Source organism: Actinomadura sp. NPDC023710 (assembly GCF_040639875.1).
In the GTDB taxonomy this organism is placed as follows: Bacteria; Actinomycetota; Actinomycetes; order Streptosporangiales; family Streptosporangiaceae; genus Spirillospora; species Spirillospora citrea.
On record NZ_JBFAGB010000039.1, the window covers coordinates 40670 to 57166 of the forward strand.

Consider the following 16497-nt stretch of genomic DNA (forward strand, 5'->3'; position numbering starts at 1 on the left):
CCGGTTCAGTGCAAGAGGCGGCGAGACAGCTCGGGTGGGCAGATGCCGCACGGCAGGGTGGTGGCGAATCCGGCGGCCTGGCTGCCCCACAGGCGGCGGAGCCGGATCTTGGCCGAGTCGGCGGACGATTCCACGTGGGCTACGGCGCGTTGGAGCTGGGCGGGGTCGGTGACGGTGACGGTCGCGTACATCGAGACCAGGCAGACCCCGGCGCCCATGGCCTCCTCGGCGGCGGCCTGGCGGGCGCGGGCGGCGTCCCAGCTGTCGCGGGCGGTCTCGTCGCGGCCGGTGCGGCGCCGGAACTGGGCGCGGAACGCCGCCGCATTGACTTCCTGTTGCAGGACGCGGCTCGCCGCCGCGGCGGGCAATGCTCGGTATTGCAGGGTGACGCGCTTGGGGAACGGGCCGGGCGCGACCAGCCTGGCCAGGACGTCGGAGCGCACGTTCTGTCGGGGTGGCTCGTGCCAGGCCCAGCTCACTGAGTGTCCGCCGTCGTGCTCGTAGTGGGTGGTGTGCTCGGTCGCTGCGACTGGTCCGGCATCAGCCCACGAGAGGATCTCTTCTGAGTTCGGGCGGGCGAGCAGCCGGTTGACCTCGCCGCGCGCGTCGGGGTCGAAGGCGATCCGTACCGCCCCGGCGATCTCGGCTGCGGTGGCGCGTCCCAGGACGGACACGCCGCAGCCGCCGAGACGTGACGCGAGCCCGTCCAGCGTGCGGCCCAGTTCGGCGACCGCCTCGAACAGGTCCTTCGGGCCGGACGCGGACACTTTGGGATCGAAGGTGATCGAGAGGCGGGTGTCGACATCGGCGGCTGCGGCGGGAGCTGTGCGAACGAGTTCGCTCATGATGGTGCGGGCCGGTTCCGGCGCGGTGGCCACGACGCTGCGGTCAACGGCGTCGGCGAGTGTCGAGCCGGGCTCGGGCGCGGTGTCGACCGTCACCGTCACCCACCGCACGGAGGGCATGTGCCCGAGCGCGGCGAGCCAGCCGCCCCAGGAGGCGACCCAGGTGTCTGCGTCGCTGCGGTCGGCCAGCCAGGTCGAGGCGGGGACGACGCGCAGGGTGGCGGTCAGCAGGCCGGCGCGGCGGTCCCACACGATCCCGTACCGGCCGCCGTAACCGTCCTCGGCACTGAGCAGCGTCAGCGGCGCGAGCACGCCCGGGAGTTGGAACGCGCGCGGGTGGTCGATGACGACGCCGGCCCGGTAGCGGGTGTGGCCGCGCCACACGCCCCAACGCCAGCGGCACCGCGCCAGAACGAGCCGCGCCAGCGGCACGCCACCGACCCGGATCAAGCTGAGCGCGCCACTGATCAGGGCGGGCGGGAGCAGGTAGACCAGCAGCCCGGGTGCGGTGGCTGCGGTTAGCACGAGCAGCATTGCGGAGCCGAGCGCGATGAAGGTCGAGGTGGTGTCCAGGCCGAGCAGGCCGATGCTCTGTCGGCGTCGCCAGCCGCCGTAGGTGCGGATGTCATGCTCCACCGCCGCCACCACCTTCCCCGGCGGCGCCGGTCGGTCCGTCCAGGCCGCCGTTGCCAACCCAGCGGATGGCGTCCTCACCGCGGCGGCGTTCTCGGTCGGCGGCGCGGATGCCGGTGGGGCCGACCGGTTCGCCGTGGCCGCCGTCGGGCGGCGCCCACCCCTGACTGTTGTGCGTAGGCGGGCCTGCCTCGGGAGAGTTGGTTCCTTCGGGGGCGCCGGGATCAGAAGAGTGATGGCCGGGGCCGCCGGCCGGTGCTGATGTGTCATGGGGGTGACCGGGCGGGGGAGGAGGCTGGTCGGCTGGGTCTTGGTCGGTCGGCGGCTGCGCTGGGGGGCTTTGGTCGCCGAGCTGCTGGTCGAGGTAGTCGGCGTGCTCGCCTGCCGAGTCCGACCGTCCGCCCGATGCGCCCAGGGCGCCGTAGGCGCGCAACGCGCCCAGCGCGGTCGCGCTGCCCATCAGCGCGCCGAGGATCCCGCCGCCGGTGCTCGATTCGGTGCCGCCGGTCGTCCAGGTGAAGAACTTCAGCAGGACCGGGAAGGCGATCAGGCTGATCAGCATCATCGTGAACCCCATCAGGATCACGCGCAGGTCCTTGCCCTTGCCGACGAGCGTGAACGCCGTCGCGTACACCGCTGCCGCTGCGGGCTTGTAGAAGATCAGCGCGAGCATCCAGCCGGCCACACGGGTGAACCACGACCGGGTTGAGGTGGTGATCATGCCTGCGGCAGCCAGCGGTAGCAGCCCGGCCAAAATGACCAGCGCTGCTCCGCGGAAGAGCAGCAGGATCGCCTGGATGATGCCGATGATCAGCGCGATGAGGCAGAGGAGAAGTACCAGTGCGGCGGGCGTCCCGCTCGGCACCATCACGATCTGAGTCATCCGCTTGGCGAAGTCTCCCTGCGAGGACGCGTTCAGCACCCAGCCGGACCACTGGTCGCCCCACTGCAGCAGCAGGTTCGGAAGGACGGTGCCGATCACGGTGACCGTCGCGAGCACGACCAGGCCGCGTCCGGCGTTGATCAGCGGAATCGCCTTGCGTGACAGCGCCATGCGCGCGGCGACCGCCAGCAACGCCAGTGCCGCGACCGCGATCGTCAGGGGCTGGACCAGGAGTTGCAGGTATCTGATCGCTGGCTCTCCCTCCAGGTCGGGGGAGGGGGTCTTGACCCACCAAGCGGCGGTGTTGGAGATCAGCCAGCCGACCGCCGACTGAAACGACTTGGCGGCCTCGTCCAGCATGTGCCCGCCGACCATGGCCGAGATATCCGGTACCCCGGGCAGAGATGGGCCCCCTCCGCCGTGGCCGTCGTTATCGACCGGCTGGACGCAGGCCGGATCCATGACCGGTGAGCACGGATCAAACGGAAACATCAGGCGCCCCCACTCGGGAAGCGGACATAGCCGTCCGGCGAATCGATAGGGGACGCTGCCCCAACCCACGTCCCACCCGGGGGAGCCAGGAGACGCCAGTCACCGTCCTGCCACTGCAACTGGAACCGAGCCACGGCACGGACCGTCACATCGCTGTCGCCCGGCCCCGCCGACACCAGATCCAGGCTCGCCGCCTCGGGCGAGTAGCCCTGCCAACGGAACGCCTCCAGCACGACATATCCGCGGCTGAGCATGGCGCCATCGGGCCGGTCGCCCCTCAAACGCTCGTAGGCCCTGCGTGTCGCATCAAGCAGGATGCTCGCATCGGGGCCGGTGACCTGCCGCTCGATGGTCGGTCCGAACACGTCGCTGCCCCACTGCACGTTGGCCCGCACCGCAATATGGATCGCGGCCAGCAAGGCCCCGCGCGGCGTCCTGGCGAACTCCGAAGCCAGATCGCTGGCGGTGTCGTGTGGCCCGTCCCCAGCGGAGTAGGGCAGGAGAACGCCGTGGTAGTCACGCCACGACACGCCAGCGAAGGACACTTGCGGCGCGCTGACCATCTGCCCAGATCGCGCCGTCGTTCGCACGATCACCGGAGTCGTCGTGGGAGGCGTCCTGAAGACCGGAGGCGCCAGAAGCCCGACAAGCACTCCGCCGCCGATCATCGACCCCGCGATGACCGGGCCCCGGCGCCACCACACGACGCCGTCCGACCGCTTCGTCTCGTCCTTCGCCCGGGTCATTTGAAGAACACCTCGACGATCGGGGCCGCCGTCGCCGCCAAGCTCAGCCCGCCCAGCACCCACGGGATGCCGGTCGCTCCGTCGGCCGCGAACGTGGACCGGTTCTTGCGGCCGATGGCCATCTGACCAGCGCAGATGAACAAGCCGGCGACGCCGCAGATCAGCACACCCCACTTGCCCCACGACAGCAGCCTGCTCATTTTGCTATCCAGCCCAGGCGGGGGAGCCGGGGGCGGATCGGGCACATCGACATCTACGCCTACGAGCGGGACCGCGGTGAGTAGGGACGAGATCAGAGTCATCGCTGCTCCTCACGGAGGAGGCGCCGGATCTCAGCGAGGGCCTGGTGCGCCTTGCCCTGCAGGGCGACCGTCGATGGGTCCTCGACGAGCCGCAGCGTCCGCACATGCGGGACACGTACCAGGCCGCCGACCCGCGCCGTTAGCAGCCCGTACCGGGCCGTCGCGTCGCGCGACTCCGGGCGGCCGTCACTGACGATCGCCAGCACGGCCACACGCTCGCCCCACTCGTGGAGCGCACTAATCGCGGCGGTGGCGTGCGTGGCCGCGACCGCGGTGTTGCGCGCGGCCAGCACCAGCGGACGGCCCTTGGCCTGCAGCGGTGCCCGGTCGAGATCCAGCAGTTGGCCGATCGAGCCCATGTCCCACGCCGCGGGCAGCAGCGCGGCCAGCGTGGAGGTCCCGGCGCCGCCGTGCGCGCCGGCCACGACCACGTCAAGGACCTCTGCCGCCTGCCCGTCCCGGCTCGGTCCGGTTTGTCGAAGACTCACCCGCGTACCCCCGAATAAATGCACTGGGTTGTTGGTCGCTCACAGTACGTGGCAAGATTATGGAGCGCAAGCAACGTCAAACAGTTTCTTCGAGAACCATCCGACCTCAAGAACGTGCTTCCGCAGCGCCCGTCCACCACACTGGATGCGACAACCGTGACCGCCGAACCAGGAGCCCCCGCGATGACCGAGACACCCGGCCGCGACCCCGACGTCCTCACCACCGCCGAACTCGCGACCAAACTCGGCCTCTCGCCCCAGACCGTCCGCCGGATGGCCAACGCCGGGCAGATTCCCGCCCTCAAGACCGGCAAGGACTTCCGCTACTCCTGGCAAGCGGTCCGCGAGGTGCTGCGGCAGCCCCACCAACCGGGGGAGACCGCACATGAGCCACCCGAACCCAAGAAGGGCGCCGGATACCGCGCCCAACGCCGCGCCCGAACCGGCGCCCAGAACCAGACCACCCAGGAGCAGGTCAGCCAGGAGTAGAACACCCTGGCGGCCGGAGCGGTGAAAGCCGCCGCCACCGCATGCGCCGCCGCTCTTGCTGTCCCGCTGGCTTTGGTGATCCTGCTCGCCGGTCACAACTCCGCCGCAGGAACCGGCTCAGAACTGGCTGGCGCGCCCACCGCCGAAGCCGAACGCGACATCCCACCGGCCTACCTGCGCTGGTACCTCGACGCCGCCTCCACCTGCCCAGGCCTGCCCTGGAACGTCCTGGCCGCCATCGGCAAAATCGAAGGCGATCACGGCCGCTCCACCGCACCCGGCGTCCACTCCGGCCAGAACACCGCCGGAGCCGGAGGCCCCATGCAGTTCCTCGCCGCGACCTGGGCCGCCTACGGCATCGACGGCGACCACGACGGCCGCAAAGACCGCTACAACCTCGCCGACGCCATCCACGGCGCCGCCCACTACCTGTGCGCCAACGACGCCGGGAAAGGCGGCAAGCACCTCTACCGGGCCATCTGGCAGTACAACCACGCCCACTGGTACGTCCGCAAAGTCCTCGCCCAAGCCGCCCACTACGCCGCCCCCACCACCACCGGACGCGGCGCCACCGCCGTCCGCGCAGCCCTGCGCTGGCTCGGCACCCCCTACTCCTGGGGCGGCGGCGGACCCTCCGGCCCCACCTACGGCACCGCCCAAGGAGCTGGCACCAAGGGCTTCGACTGCTCAGGTCTCACCCAGTACGCCTGGGCCCAAGCCAGCGTCCGCCTACCCCGAGTCGCCGCCGACCAGTACAACGCCGGAATTCACGTCTCCAGGCCTCAACTCCAGCCCGGCGACCTGCTCTTCTTCGCGACCAATCCCCGCAATCCCGCCACGATCCACCACGTCGGGATCTATTACGGCCACGGCCGCATGATCCACGCCCCCCACACCGGCGATATCGTTCGCATCTCCCGATTCACCGGCAACCCTTATCGCGAACGCCAATATATCGGCGCCACCCGCCCCGCATCCCGTGCCGCCGAAGCCTGACCGAAGGCCCGCGCATGCATTACCACCACGCCGAACGACCCGCCCACGCCCTCAGGGCCGCTCCAGACCGGACGCCTGCGCATTATCAGGACGGCCGGTGCGCGGGTCACTAATCGACAACTCGGCGACTTCATTACTTTAGCCAACGCGGGGCTACGACATTGAGCAGAAGCTGCTACTCGCTGAAAGATTTCTCTGGTGTCTGACAGGAAGCCCTGAAATTCGCTTCTTACGCTGCATGCCTTGACGGCAGGCCTCATCCACAGCAACGGTGGACCCTGCCGCGCGATGTGAATAAATGGTGCGGTCCGGTGCGGTGCTGACCAGCTGAGCGGAGGAGGCCCCCGCCCTCCCCAGCAGCCTGGTCGCGGCTGCATGAGAGCGACAAGAAGGCGCGCACCGGGCTGCGCCCGCAACGCGGTGCGGACAGGGCAGGAAACGGCTGCCGCCGGATGAGGTGGGCGACCCGTGCACGGTCTGGATGCACCACGCCGTCGCATCATCTGCTGCGCGGCGTCCAGCCGTGCGGCGGTCTCGGCTCGGGCCCGCTCGGCGTGGGTGGCCTGCTGGTGCTCGACCTGTAGCAGTTGTCGTTCCGCGGCGGTCTCGTCCTGGGCAGCCCGCTGGGCGCGCGCTCTGCCTGCCCCTGCTGCCGCCACGCCAGCTCGGTGTCGGCGCGCGTCGGCGACCTGCTCGCGCACGTCACGGCGGGCGGCAGCGACCTTCTCATCCCGATCGGCGCGGGGCTTCTTCACTGCGGCGTCGGGCTCCTTGGCGTGTGCCTCGGCGAGCTTGGGGCGCGTCTCGACCTCGTCGGCGCGGCGGCGCGCTTGCTCGACCTCCTGGACCGCGTCGGTGACGCGTCATTCAGGAGCGCGGTCAGCGTGCCGTCGTGCTCGCCGAACTGGGTTACCAGCGGGGGCAGGAACGCGGCCCCGGCGTGCGGCGTGCGCACGGGCCCGAGCTTGGCGGTCCCTAGTAGCGCACCTGCCTGCCGTTGATGCTTCTATGTCAAGCCGCGAGTTGGTGACGTGTGATCTGGTGATCCCAGGTTGCTTGGTCGGTGGTCATCTTGGTCGGTGGTCATCGCTCGATGGATGACGTGGACGAGATGGCGTTGCAGGATGCGTCGGGCACCGCGTTTGCTCTTGGCGGGTTCGTGGCGGGCCAGAAGTTGCTGCGCGGCGGGGTGGAAGCGTTTCTGCACGATGGCGGCGGTGTAGAGGACGCCGTTGAGTCTGCGGTTGCCGCCTCGGTGCAGGCGGTGGCGCTCATGGTCGGCGGAGTAGACCGGGATGGGTGCGCAGCCGGTGTAGCGGGCGAGCTTGGCCGAGTTGCAGAAGCGGGTGATGTCGCCGGTCTCGGCGATCAGGACCGCGGCGGAGTTGTGGCTGATCCCGGTGATCTGCAGCAGTGCCGGTGCGAGCGGGCTGACCAGATCCTTGATCGTGGTGTCCAGGTCGCTGACGCGCCGGTTGAGGTCAGCGATTTCGGTGGCCATGTTAGTGAGTGCCTGGTGGACGTGCGCGCCCAGTCGTGCGCCGTCCAGGACGGTGATCAGCGCGGCCATGTGTTTGGGGCGGGCCAGGTCGCCGGGGGGTGTGGTCGAGCCAGAGGTGCAACTGTGCCTTGAGCTGGTTGATCGCCATGGTGCGGCGCTTGACCAGGACGGTGCGGTAGTCGACCAGGACGCGTAGTTCGCGGACGTGTTCGTCGATGCGGTGCCGGTCCAGCCCCGGGGTGGCGATGGAGGCGTGGGCGACCGCTGCAGTGTCGACGGTGTCGGACTTGGCGCCGGTAGCGGCGTGGAGCCTGCGGTGGGCAGCTGTGAGCCGGGTGGGGACCCAGACGACATGGTGGCCGGTCAGCAACAGGCCGTCGGCCAGACGGCGGGCGAACCCGCGGCCGTCCTCGATCGCCCAGGTCACCGGCGCCCGGTCGGCGATCGGATGGATCCACTTGAGCAGGGCGGGGATCAGCGACGCGTCGTTCTTGATGGTCGCCGGCCTGCCGACGGTCTTGCCGTCGGCGCCGACGGCTAACGCGACGTGAACGTGCTTGTGCGGGTCGATCCCCACTGCCACCATCGAGGAGTCCTGTTCTGCTGTGATGGACGAGACAGCAGCAAGAGCCCTGGCCAGAGGACAGACCTATTGCGAGTTGACGGCTCAGCAGGCTTCTATCAACTCGCTCCCGGTCAGGGCTCTCGCCCTGCGGACGGCTGTGGACAGATAAACGGAAAGCCTTCCGGCACGTGTTTTCTGAGTCACCCCGCCACCCAACGCCGAGCCTCTCCCGTCGAAGAAGCCCCGCGCACCCCACCCTCCCCAATAGGTGTTTTTGCTTGGTGCTACAGAACCAGGCCTCTCGGCGGTGCCGCACGAGCGGGCGGCCGCAGTGCTCGCACGGGCCGCGGCCACCGGCCCGGTGCGGACAATGAGCTAGGCGGCCGTTACGACGGACAGGTCGTCGCCGTCGACCGGCCCGAGTAGAGCGGCTCGTTGGGGACGCCGGTGAGCACATCGACCGGATCAGACGGATCGAGGCCGCCGGTTCCGGCTCGCTTCTCGCGGTGGGCATGATCGTTCATCACCATTCCAGCCCAGCAGACGCTCCGCTCCGGTCCATATCCGATGCGATTTGGATCGGATCGGATCAAGCGGAATCTTCAAGGCATCGCACAATGCGGATTGTGCGAATTGATCGCCCCGTGGGACCATCTCCGGTAGACGCCGCCGATTGTCCCGGCGCAGTCGACCTGATGCCGGCTCGGCGAAGGTGATTGTGACTTGCCACGAAGTTGTCCTGGGGGTTTGCCTGAAGTTGCCCCGGTTTCGTAGACACCTCGGGGCTTGCGGCTACGCGGCAGCGTAGTCCGGTGGTTGAGGCTGTCTCCTCTCATACTCGGTGGGGCTGAGCTGCCCAGGGTCGAATGACGGCGGCGGGGGTTGGTGAAGCCTTCGATTAAGTCGAAGCAGGCGGCCTTGGCCTGGGCTCGGGTGGTGAAGTGGTGCCGGTCGAGCAGTTCGGTCTCCAACGTGGCGAAGAAGCTTTCGGTGACGGCGTTGTCGAAGCAGTCCGCGACGCTGCCGGTCGAGGTGCGGATACCCGCTGACCTGCACCGCCGGCTGAACGACAGCGACGTATATTGGGCGGATTCAATTGGTCGTCGCAACACCTGATGCGGAGGAGGGTGTTGTGGCGCAGGGAAGAGCGCGTGCGGCGCTCAAGGCGGGTCGTCCGCCGCTGCGGTCACCGGGACGGCCCTGCACGGAGCCCAGGCTGCCCAACGCCGCGCCGACGCCCGTTGAACGCGACTCGTTCCTAGAACCTGATGGCGCGCATGGGCCACGACAACGAGCGGGCGGCGCTGCGCTACCAACACCGGTCGGCCAAGGGCGACCGCATCATCGCTGACGGCCTCGATGCCCTCGTTCGGGAAGAGCGCGGCCAGGACGAGGGCCAGGACGACGACGAGGACGGCGGAGCGGGCGGGGCGCTGGTGCCGGTGGCCTAATGGCCCGCTAATGGCCCGGCAGTGAGGACGACCAAAAACGATCAAGGCCCAGGTTCGGGGATCATGTCCCTGGCCTGGGCCTTCGCGTGGGAGCGGGTGACGGGAATCGAACCCGCGCTGTCAGCTTGGGAAGCTGTCGTCGGGGAACTGCGCGCCCGCCGCCGCCCTGGCTCGCCAGCACCTTCAGCGCCACATCGGCAAACAACCCCTCCGGCAGCCCAATCGCCCTGGTCGCGGTCAGCCTTGCTGATCTCACTCAGCATCGACTCCGGCTGATGTTGCCCGGCATCGCCTTGATCAGCGCTAGCACCGATTCCTGCTCGGCCTGCTTCTCAACACCGTCGGCGGCAGAATGGGACGGGCTGGCCGAGCGGCGCAGTGGCCCCCGCGCGTGTCCGTTTGCGATCACGGCCCCAGACCGGGGAGAAGGTGCTTACCGCCCGCCGCGAGCTGCGCGCAAGCCCCGACCACATCGCGGCGCCACCGGAGTGCCGGCTCGCACTGTCACCCGGATCCTGCGCCGCCACGGCGTTCCCGTGCTGGTGGCTGTGACCTGGCTGCTGGCACGAACGTCACCGCCGCCGTCCCGCCGGTCGCCGTCTTTGGCTGCGCATCACCCGCTGCTGGACCCGGTACTCCTCTCGCGTCAGCACTGGCCAAGGGGCTCGACGGAGGCGGCCGGACCAGTTCCCCTCGCCACTGGAGTCGGGCGGGTGGCGGCGGCCCGCGGTCGCGGACCCCATCAAGGTGCGGGTCGCCATAACATCCGCCGAACATCGGGCGGATACGACCGTTCAGCTGGCCGGGGCCGTACAGGCAGCGGACGGCTGTGGCGTGCCCTCGTGGAGGGTCGGGAGAGCGCGCTGGCTAGCACTTATCGGCTGGGCTGACCGAGAGGATCTCCGTCGGGGGCAAGGTGAGTTCCTTCTTGTCGTTTGTGAGGGTCAGTTGTCCCGTGCGGGTGCGGAGGAGGGTGCCGCACAGGTCGGCCGTTGTCGTCTTCACGCGGAGGGCCGGCTTTGTCTTCTCCGGGCCGTACCAGGTCACGGCGACCGCCGTCGTCAGGACGAGTACGAAGACCGCCGTTAGGGTGATGCCGCGTCTCAGGCGGCGGGCCGACAGGAGGGCCTCGGCGTGGTCGGCGGCGGTTTGGGACGGCAGGTCCGCCGTACGGCCTGCGGCGGGGAGGCCGTGGGCTGCGGTCATCAGGGACCCGGCTGCGACGGCTCCCACGATTAACGCCACGGCCAGCAGTAGGCCCACCGTGGTGGCCCAGCCCGGGGACAGGGCTCCTACGTCCGAGCGGCCCTTGAGGAGACCGAATCCGACTAGTCCGGCGAGCAGTGCAGCCATGCCGTTTCGCCAGGCGAGGGCCGCGGTCCGGACGCGGTCCAGTTCGGTGCGCCAGAGGCGTTCGCGGTCGCGGGCCCTTCGCAGGTCGCCGATCGTCGCGTTCGGGTCCGGGGTGAACGGGCCAGTCACGTCGGTTGGCCGTTCATCGTGATCCGCCAGTACGCGCCGCATCCCTCGATTCCCTCTGGGCGGCCGGGGTGGTCGAGGAGGCACGTGCAGTAGACGGGGATGGGGTGCGGGCCCTGCACGAAGGAACCGCCTTCCGCTCCCTTCCGGACCACGACATTTTCGAAAGCGTTCGCCTCGACCGTGGCGCGGCAGCGTGGGCACCTGCCGCGGAGCACCACGCCGTCGTCGACGATCTCGTAAGCGAAGTCCTCGGCGAGGAAGGCTGCCGCGTACGCCGGTGTGGTCGTCTCCGCGAACGCGAGGGGGTCGTGCTCCAGCGGGTCGGTCATGGATAGCGCCTTTCCAGAGGTTAGGGGCCGGTGTGGGTGAATGGGACCCAGCTGAGTCGCTGTCGTTCGCGCAGTTCCAGGGCTGCCGCGCGGACCGCGTACGCCGACCGTTCCGGTGCAAATCGGCCGCCCGTGACGAGGTGACGGTACAGCGAGGCGCTGAACTCCGCCGCCGCTCCGCTCCGTACGGACCACAGAGTGCCCACGACGTGCCGGTAGCCGGTGTAGTGGAACGCCGAGGACAGCGTCACCGCCTCGTCGGCGAGGTCGAGGCCGCCCCTGGCGGTGTCACAGGCCAGCAGGGCGAGGAACTCGCCGCGATGGTGGCCGGCGCGCACGTCCTCTACGGTGAGCATCCCGTCGTGCAGCACCAGTCCGCCCTGGAACGGGTCCTCCAGCGACTGGAGACCGTGACAGCTCACGTGCGCCCACGAGTGCGTCCGCAGGCCTTCGCGCACGGCTGCGCGGGTGGCGTTCGCACCCTCCAGCACGGCCGTGCGGTCTGGACCGATCGTCTCCTGGATCCGCTGACGCTCCTCCTCGACCTCAGGCAGGGGGAGCTGCCCTTCGGACGCGGCAAGGCTCACGATGAGGAGACGGTCGCCGTTACTCGGCCCGGCCTTCTGGGACTCGGCGAGGGCTCGTACGGTCGGGGTGTAGGAGCCGACGGTCAGGTCGAGCAGGGACTGCCCAGAGTCGTGGCCGGCGGCGTGCAGGGGCAGCAGGGCCAGCAGGCCAGTGGGACACCACCACAGCCGGAGCGGCTCCGCGCCCGGCGGGCCGAGCGCGGTCAGCACGGGTCCGGCGACAACGTCCCACAGCCACGCCAGCGTACGGTCCAAAACGTCGACCGCGACTCTCTCGGCGGTCCGGAGAGCCGCCCAGGCCTGATGCGCCCGGCGCGTGCCGCTGAAGCCCTGGTCGCCCTGTTCGTATCGGGCCTGCGCGTCGAATGCCCGCCGCCGGGCCGCCTCGACGTCCCGCTCGGTTTCGAGGTTGTGCGTCACATGGTCCCGTACGAGATCGGGTGTGAGGCCGGGCAGGTCCTGGGCGCGTACGCGGTCCGGCTCCACAATCAGCGCGTCGGAGCGGTGGGCGCTAACGTTGACGACGACCACGGGACCGTTGATCGCTGCGGCCTTGAGCTCGGCCGCTCGGGGTCGGGTAACGATGTTCGCGTCGCGGTCGGCCGCCGCCTGAACCTGAAGCCGCCGCCATTCGTCCATCAGCGTCATGCGTTCGTCGCGTGTACGAACGCCGGTGTCGAGGGCTGCGGCGATCTCGGCCAGTCGGCGGGCCGTCGGTGAGGTGTCCGCGTGCTGGCTCCGGAGCTGCAGAAGCTGGGCCCAGAGCACGCCGCGCCCGTGTTCCACTGCTTCGAGGGCGCCCTCCTCGTCGCCGAGAGCGATCATGCAGGCAGCCGCGTCGGAGCCTAGCTGCTCGACCCGCGCCAGTTGGCCCGCAACCGCTTGCCGGTCCCCGCCCTGCCAGGCGAGGAAGGAGTACTGGTTGAGCGCCGACCGGAACGATCGCGCCGCCGCCACCAGGTCGCCGCGCTCCACGGCGAACAGGGCGGACAGGGCGGACAGCACGACCCGCTGGCTCGGGGGCGCCGCCTCGCTCGCGCTCCCATCGTCCGCGAGGGCGCCCGCCCGGGCCAGGTCGGACGCGGAGGTGCTCGCCAGAGAGCGGCGGTAGCACCCGGCGGCGAGGTTCGCCGTGTTCTGCGCGTACACCGGATGGTCGACCGGGATGAGGGTGCGGGCCTTTTCCATTACCTCGATGGCCCGGTCGAGCGCTGGCGGGTCGCCAGTGCCCTCGCGGCTCAGCAGCACGCCGAGGTTGCTAAGCATCAGTCCCCGTTGCAGGGGCGGTGCGGGGACGAGTGCGGCCTGCTCGTACGTCGCGATCGCCCGCTCGATCGCGCCCGGCTCACCGGCCCGGTGGCTTACCCACCAGGCGTTTGCGCGCAGGGTGAGGAAGTTCGCGGTGGCCTCGTGACCCTCGGGGATCAGCTCCAGCACCCGATCAGCGGCTGCGATCGCGGCTAGGGCGTCGGCGCGTGCCTGCTCCGGAGCGCCCGCGACGTGCGCCGCTGCCCTGACCGTCAGGGTCTGCGTGAGCATGATGAGGGCGGCGCGCTCATCGCGTCCCGGCGCGGTTTCAGCTGCCTCAATCGCCAACTCGATCGCCTCGTCCAGGTCGCCCATCGAGCCGAGCCGCTCGCCCCGTAACCGGAGCAACTCCGCGAGATTTGCCAGGTGGATCGCGCGCTCGGGAAAGCCAGTCGACAGGCCCTGGACGAGCCGCCGTTGCATGGTCAGCGCCTCGGTCAGGTGATCAACGGACCCGGTGCGTTCGAACTCCAGGCGAAGCGTCGCGGAGAGAACGCCGAGCACCGTGGGGTCCAGCGGCGCCAGCTCGTACGCACGGTGGGCGACCTTCATGGCCTCGGCGAGGTCCTCGGCCCGATGCCGCACAGCGAACCGGTAGTAGAGGCTGCTGGCCAGGCCCGCCAGCACCATGGGCTGGGAGTACCTCCACGCCTCGGCTGCGCTCCGGCCGCGTACGACCGCCTCGTCTAGGACGGCGGCCTCGCCCGTGAGCTCCGCGTACACCCGCAGGCAGTTCGCGAGGTTGGCAGACCAGTTGGGCAGCCGCGGATCGTCCGGAGCGGCTCCGTCGATGCCGTCGCGCGCGGTCTCGATAGCCGATGCAAGGTACTCGACGTCTCCACCGGACTGGAAGAGCCCCAGGAACACTGTGGTGGCCACGCCCATCATGGGCGGCCGCTCGGCGTGGTCGCGGGGCAGCGCGGCCGACCGCAGGAGTTCGTCCGCCTCCTGAAGCAGCCCGAGCCTGGCATCGGTCGAATGAGCGACGGACAGGGCCCATGCGAGCCGGTAGGCGGCGCGTCCTTCCTGCACCGGGCCCCGGGCGTTCTCCAGCGCCTGTCGGGCGGCGTCGGTCCAGCGCGCGAGGTCTTTGGGGTCTCGTTCGGCGAAGTAGCGGTCGCCGTGTCGGTCCACTGCGCGCAGGCGCGCCTCGAAGACGTCACATCGCTCTTGCCCGCCCGGCGCGTCAGGTGCCACGCCAAGGAAGACGCCCCTCCCTCCTATGGCGTTGTCCGGGGCGGGCGAAGACTGTTCCCTTCTGGTCGTACTCCGAAGCGTCCCAGAGCCCCCGACGGGACGTCCCGGCGGTACGGGCGCGTGGCGCATGGGGACGACGCCGGACTCTCGAAGTTCTGCACGCGGTTGGACGCTTCTTTGATCAGTCCGCCAGGGCGGCCACATCCCGCCGCTACCGCCTTCGCCCCAGCGGTGGCCCGCTTACCAGGGCCGCTCACCGCAGCGCCTGGTCACCGGCCAAGCCCGCGGTCTCCGGCTGCACACACGCCAACGGACCGCCAGCCCGAGAGGGCAGCCCATCATCGGTCGCCGGCGCAGCGCGCGCGGCCTGTTCGGCGGCGTGCTCGGCGGGCTGGGCACGCCGCTCGGCGGCGGCCGCGCGTTCGCGTTGCGTGTGGGCCCTTGCTGCGCGCCTCCTCCAGCTGGCGCCGCACCTCGCTCATCGCCGCCTCGGCGGCCGCGCGGGCGGCCTGCACCTCGGTGCGTGCCTGCGCGGCGACCTCGCGAGCGGCATCGGCCGCGGCGGCGTGCTCCTTGGCCGCGCGGTCGCTGCGCGCGGCGGTCTCCTGCGCGGCCCGCTTCTGCTGCTGAGCGTCGGCGAGCTGGTCGCGGGTCTCGGTGAGGGCCGTCTCGGCGGCGTCGGCGCGGTCGGTGGCGGCCGCGCAGCGCGCCTGCTGTTCGGCGAGCTGGGCGCGTGCGGCTTGCAGTTCGTCCAGCAGGCTCGCGGTCTCCTGCTGCGCGGCGTCCAGTCGCGCGGCGGTCTCGGCGCGCTCGCGCGCGGCGTCGGCGGCCTGCTGCTGGGCGACCTCACGCAGGTGCCGTTCGGCGGCGGCCTCCTGCTCGGCGGTCTGCTGGGCGCGCTGGCCCTGCCCCGCCTGCCGCCACGCCCGCTCGGCGTCGGCGCGGGCGTCGGCGACCTGTTCGCGCGCGTCCCTGCGCGCGGCGGCGACCTTCTCGTCCCGGTCGGTGCGCGCCGCCTTCGCCGCGGCGTCGGCCTGCTCGGCGCGGTCCTCGGCGGGCTCGGCCGGGCGGCGGCTGGGTTTCGGTCAGCAGCCACGCCCAGGTGGTCAGCGAGATCCGGTAGACGCGACGAGAGGAGGTACCGATGCTAGCGGCGGTCAGGTACGGCTCGATCGCCCAGTGAAAGCGATCGAGCGCGCTCCCGGCAAATCTGAACGCAGGGGCAGCACCTCAGCCATCGCCGTCATCCTTCACCGGGAGCGGCTGGGCCGGGACGCCGAGACCGTCGTCCTCGCTGTACAGCCCCTCCGCCCAAGGCAGGGAGACCCCGGCGTTCGCGCTTGGTTTCGAGGCACTCTTCTCGCCGAAGCAGTGGTACAGCAGGTTCAATCGCTCCGGGAAGAGGACCAGCCCAGCGCCGTTCACGTCTTTCATTCGGTGCCGGTGCATCAGCTTGGCTAGCAAGAGCCCGAGCTTCAATGCGGGGCGGTGACCGGCGATAGCGCCCGTTGTCGCCGCGGCGACCAGGTCAGCCAGTTGCAGGTGAGGGACGTGATGGGAGTTGGCAGTAAGCACGGGCAGCACGACGCGGCCAGGTTCGACGTACTCGGTGCCATCATTGGTCAGCTGCAGAGTGTCCTGCAGGAACTGCTTCTCCTCCCTGGGGCCGCCACCGGGCTTGTCCGCAATCATGATCCCGATGTCGTCGTGGTCACGCAGGTGCATCGACACCCGTTCATACAGCCATCTCAGCAGTTCCGTGCCGACTTCTTCCTCGCTCCAGTTGGTGTAGGCGATCCCGTGGTCGATGATCACGGTGGTGGTGCGGACGTCGCGCGCGATCGCCGCTTCGAGCATCCGTCGACGCAGGTCCGAGACGAGTTCTCCGCCAGCGGAACTCAGAAAGCTCCCCTTGGGAGGCTTCCATTTGATCTCCTCGGACGCCGGGATGCCGAGTTCAGTGCGGATGGCCGCCAAGTCTTCGGCGAAGCCGACCAGGCTGCCTTCCGGGAAGATCACTGCGGCGAAGGCGAGCAGGTGACGCACGTGCTGTCGCTTCGGGTTGGTCTGTTCGCTGTCGCCCAGGAAGGCCACCCGCATCGCTCACCCGTTCTACCGCAGTAAATGCGGGCACCTCATTGCCAAGGAGACGACAGCGGCCCGTAGGTCAAGGCAGTGAGCCTATCGGTCTTGCCGCAGTAAA

General features: G+C 69.9%; 15 protein-coding genes and 1 pseudogene. 4 read left to right on the forward strand and 12 right to left on the reverse strand.

Going from position 1 to position 16497, the window contains the following annotated elements; all coding sequences use genetic code 11:
* Positions 1-5: 5 nt before the first annotated feature.
* The 5 genes from AB0H37_RS34855 to AB0H37_RS34875 all read right to left on the reverse strand — a co-directional run bounded on the left by AB0H37_RS34855 (position 6) and on the right by AB0H37_RS34875 (position 4389).
* Positions 6-1481, reverse strand: a complete 1476-nt coding sequence (locus AB0H37_RS34855) for an SCO6880 family protein (RefSeq protein WP_360616978.1) — start codon at positions 1479-1481, stop codon at positions 6-8.
* Positions 1471-2922 carry a hypothetical protein gene (locus AB0H37_RS34860; RefSeq protein WP_360616979.1) on the reverse strand — a complete coding sequence of 484 codons (1452 nt, stop codon included), beginning with the start codon at positions 2920-2922 and terminating at the stop codon, positions 1471-1473. Before AB0H37_RS34860 ends, AB0H37_RS34855 begins: the two co-directional genes overlap by 11 nt.
* Positions 2853-3599, reverse strand: coding sequence for a hypothetical protein (locus AB0H37_RS34865; protein ID WP_360616980.1), 747 nt, complete (start codon positions 3597-3599; stop codon positions 2853-2855). Before AB0H37_RS34865 ends, AB0H37_RS34860 begins: the two co-directional genes overlap by 70 nt.
* Complete coding sequence (locus tag AB0H37_RS34870) at positions 3596-3799, reverse strand: hypothetical protein (RefSeq protein ID WP_360616981.1); 204 nt, start codon at positions 3797-3799, stop codon at positions 3596-3598. The genes AB0H37_RS34865 and AB0H37_RS34870 overlap by 4 nt, the downstream gene beginning before the upstream one ends.
* A 98-nt stretch (positions 3800-3897) precedes the next feature.
* Positions 3898-4389: a hypothetical protein gene (locus tag AB0H37_RS34875; RefSeq protein WP_360616982.1), complete on the reverse strand. Its 492-nt coding sequence runs from the start codon at positions 4387-4389 to the stop codon at positions 3898-3900.
* 183 nt (positions 4390-4572) lie between these two features.
* On the opposite strand from AB0H37_RS34875, the gene AB0H37_RS34880 reads away from it, so the two are divergent.
* Together AB0H37_RS34880 and AB0H37_RS34885 are read left to right on the forward strand one after the other, a co-directional pair.
* Entirely contained in the window at positions 4573-4878 is a 306-nt protein-coding gene (locus tag AB0H37_RS34880; protein WP_173392821.1) for a helix-turn-helix domain-containing protein, read from the forward strand.
* Positions 4879-4899: 21 nt separating this feature from the next.
* Positions 4900-5874 carry a bifunctional lytic transglycosylase/C40 family peptidase gene (locus AB0H37_RS34885; protein WP_360616983.1) on the forward strand — a complete coding sequence of 325 codons (975 nt, stop codon included), beginning with the start codon at positions 4900-4902 and terminating at the stop codon, positions 5872-5874.
* Between the two features lie 1006 nt (positions 5875-6880).
* On the opposite strand, the gene AB0H37_RS34890 is transcribed toward AB0H37_RS34885, so the two are convergent.
* The 3 genes and pseudogenes from AB0H37_RS34890 to AB0H37_RS34900 all read right to left on the reverse strand — a co-directional run.
* A complete protein-coding gene (locus AB0H37_RS34890; protein ID WP_360616984.1) occupies positions 6881-7444 on the reverse strand; it encodes an IS110 family transposase in 564 nt (187 codons plus the stop codon).
* Entirely contained in the window at positions 7377-7961 is a 585-nt protein-coding gene (locus tag AB0H37_RS34895; protein WP_360616985.1) for a transposase, read from the reverse strand. The genes AB0H37_RS34890 and AB0H37_RS34895 overlap by 68 nt, the downstream gene beginning before the upstream one ends.
* An 836-nt stretch (positions 7962-8797) precedes the next feature.
* Positions 8798-9025, reverse strand: a pseudogene (locus AB0H37_RS34900) (integrase core domain-containing protein); the annotation flags it as partial.
* 192 nt (positions 9026-9217) lie between these two features.
* On the opposite strand from AB0H37_RS34900, the gene AB0H37_RS34905 reads away from it, so the two are divergent.
* The gene (locus tag AB0H37_RS34905; RefSeq protein WP_360616986.1) at positions 9218-9391 is read left to right on the forward strand and encodes a hypothetical protein; all 174 of its coding nucleotides are present in this window, start codon (positions 9218-9220) and stop codon (positions 9389-9391) included.
* Positions 9392-10258: 867 nt separating this feature from the next.
* Here the strand turns inward: AB0H37_RS34905 and AB0H37_RS34910 are convergent.
* The 3 genes from AB0H37_RS34910 to AB0H37_RS34920 are packed head-to-tail and all read right to left on the reverse strand — an operon-like array spanning position 10259 to position 14294.
* The gene (locus AB0H37_RS34910) at positions 10259-10915 is read right to left on the reverse strand and encodes a hypothetical protein (protein ID WP_360616987.1); all 657 of its coding nucleotides are present in this window, start codon (positions 10913-10915) and stop codon (positions 10259-10261) included.
* The gene (locus AB0H37_RS34915) at positions 10870-11202 is read right to left on the reverse strand and encodes a hypothetical protein (protein ID WP_360616988.1); all 333 of its coding nucleotides are present in this window, start codon (positions 11200-11202) and stop codon (positions 10870-10872) included. Before AB0H37_RS34915 ends, AB0H37_RS34910 begins: the two co-directional genes overlap by 46 nt.
* Before the next feature lie 20 nt (positions 11203-11222).
* Positions 11223-14294 carry a CHAT domain-containing protein gene (locus tag AB0H37_RS34920; protein ID WP_360616989.1) on the reverse strand — a complete coding sequence of 1024 codons (3072 nt, stop codon included), beginning with the start codon at positions 14292-14294 and terminating at the stop codon, positions 11223-11225.
* 431 nt (positions 14295-14725) lie between these two features.
* Between AB0H37_RS34920 and AB0H37_RS34925 the strand changes: the two genes are divergently transcribed.
* Positions 14726-15445: a hypothetical protein gene (locus AB0H37_RS34925; RefSeq protein ID WP_360616990.1), complete on the forward strand. Its 720-nt coding sequence runs from the start codon at positions 14726-14728 to the stop codon at positions 15443-15445.
* Between the two features lie 79 nt (positions 15446-15524).
* On the opposite strand, the gene AB0H37_RS34930 is transcribed toward AB0H37_RS34925, so the two are convergent.
* The gene (locus AB0H37_RS34930; RefSeq protein WP_360616991.1) at positions 15525-16394 is read right to left on the reverse strand and encodes a DUF3800 domain-containing protein; all 870 of its coding nucleotides are present in this window, start codon (positions 16392-16394) and stop codon (positions 15525-15527) included.
* Positions 16395-16497 lie beyond the last annotated feature (103 nt).

Excerpts from the sequence above, each read along its gene's own strand:
- AB0H37_RS34865 (WP_360616980.1), bottom strand. The coding sequence starts at position 3,599 with ATGACCCGGGCGAAGGACGAGACGAAGCGGTCGGACGGCGTCGTGTGG.
- AB0H37_RS34870 (WP_360616981.1), bottom strand. The coding sequence starts at position 3,799 with ATGAGCAGGCTGCTGTCGTGGGGCAAGTGGGGTGTGCTGATCTGCGGC.
- AB0H37_RS34880 (WP_173392821.1), top strand. The coding sequence starts at position 4,573 with ATGACCGAGACACCCGGCCGCGACCCCGACGTCCTCACCACCGCCGAA.
- AB0H37_RS34890 (WP_360616984.1), bottom strand. The coding sequence starts at position 7,444 with ATGGCCGCGCTGATCACCGTCCTGGACGGCGCACGACTGGGCGCGCAC.
- AB0H37_RS34895 (WP_360616985.1), bottom strand. The coding sequence starts at position 7,961 with ATGGTGGCAGTGGGGATCGACCCGCACAAGCACGTTCACGTCGCGTTA.
- AB0H37_RS34905 (WP_360616986.1), top strand. The coding sequence starts at position 9,218 with ATGGGCCACGACAACGAGCGGGCGGCGCTGCGCTACCAACACCGGTCG.
- AB0H37_RS34910 (WP_360616987.1), bottom strand. The coding sequence starts at position 10,915 with ATGCGGCGCGTACTGGCGGATCACGATGAACGGCCAACCGACGTGACT.
- AB0H37_RS34915 (WP_360616988.1), bottom strand. The coding sequence starts at position 11,202 with ATGACCGACCCGCTGGAGCACGACCCCCTCGCGTTCGCGGAGACGACC.
- AB0H37_RS34930 (WP_360616991.1), bottom strand. The coding sequence starts at position 16,394 with ATGCGGGTGGCCTTCCTGGGCGACAGCGAACAGACCAACCCGAAGCGA.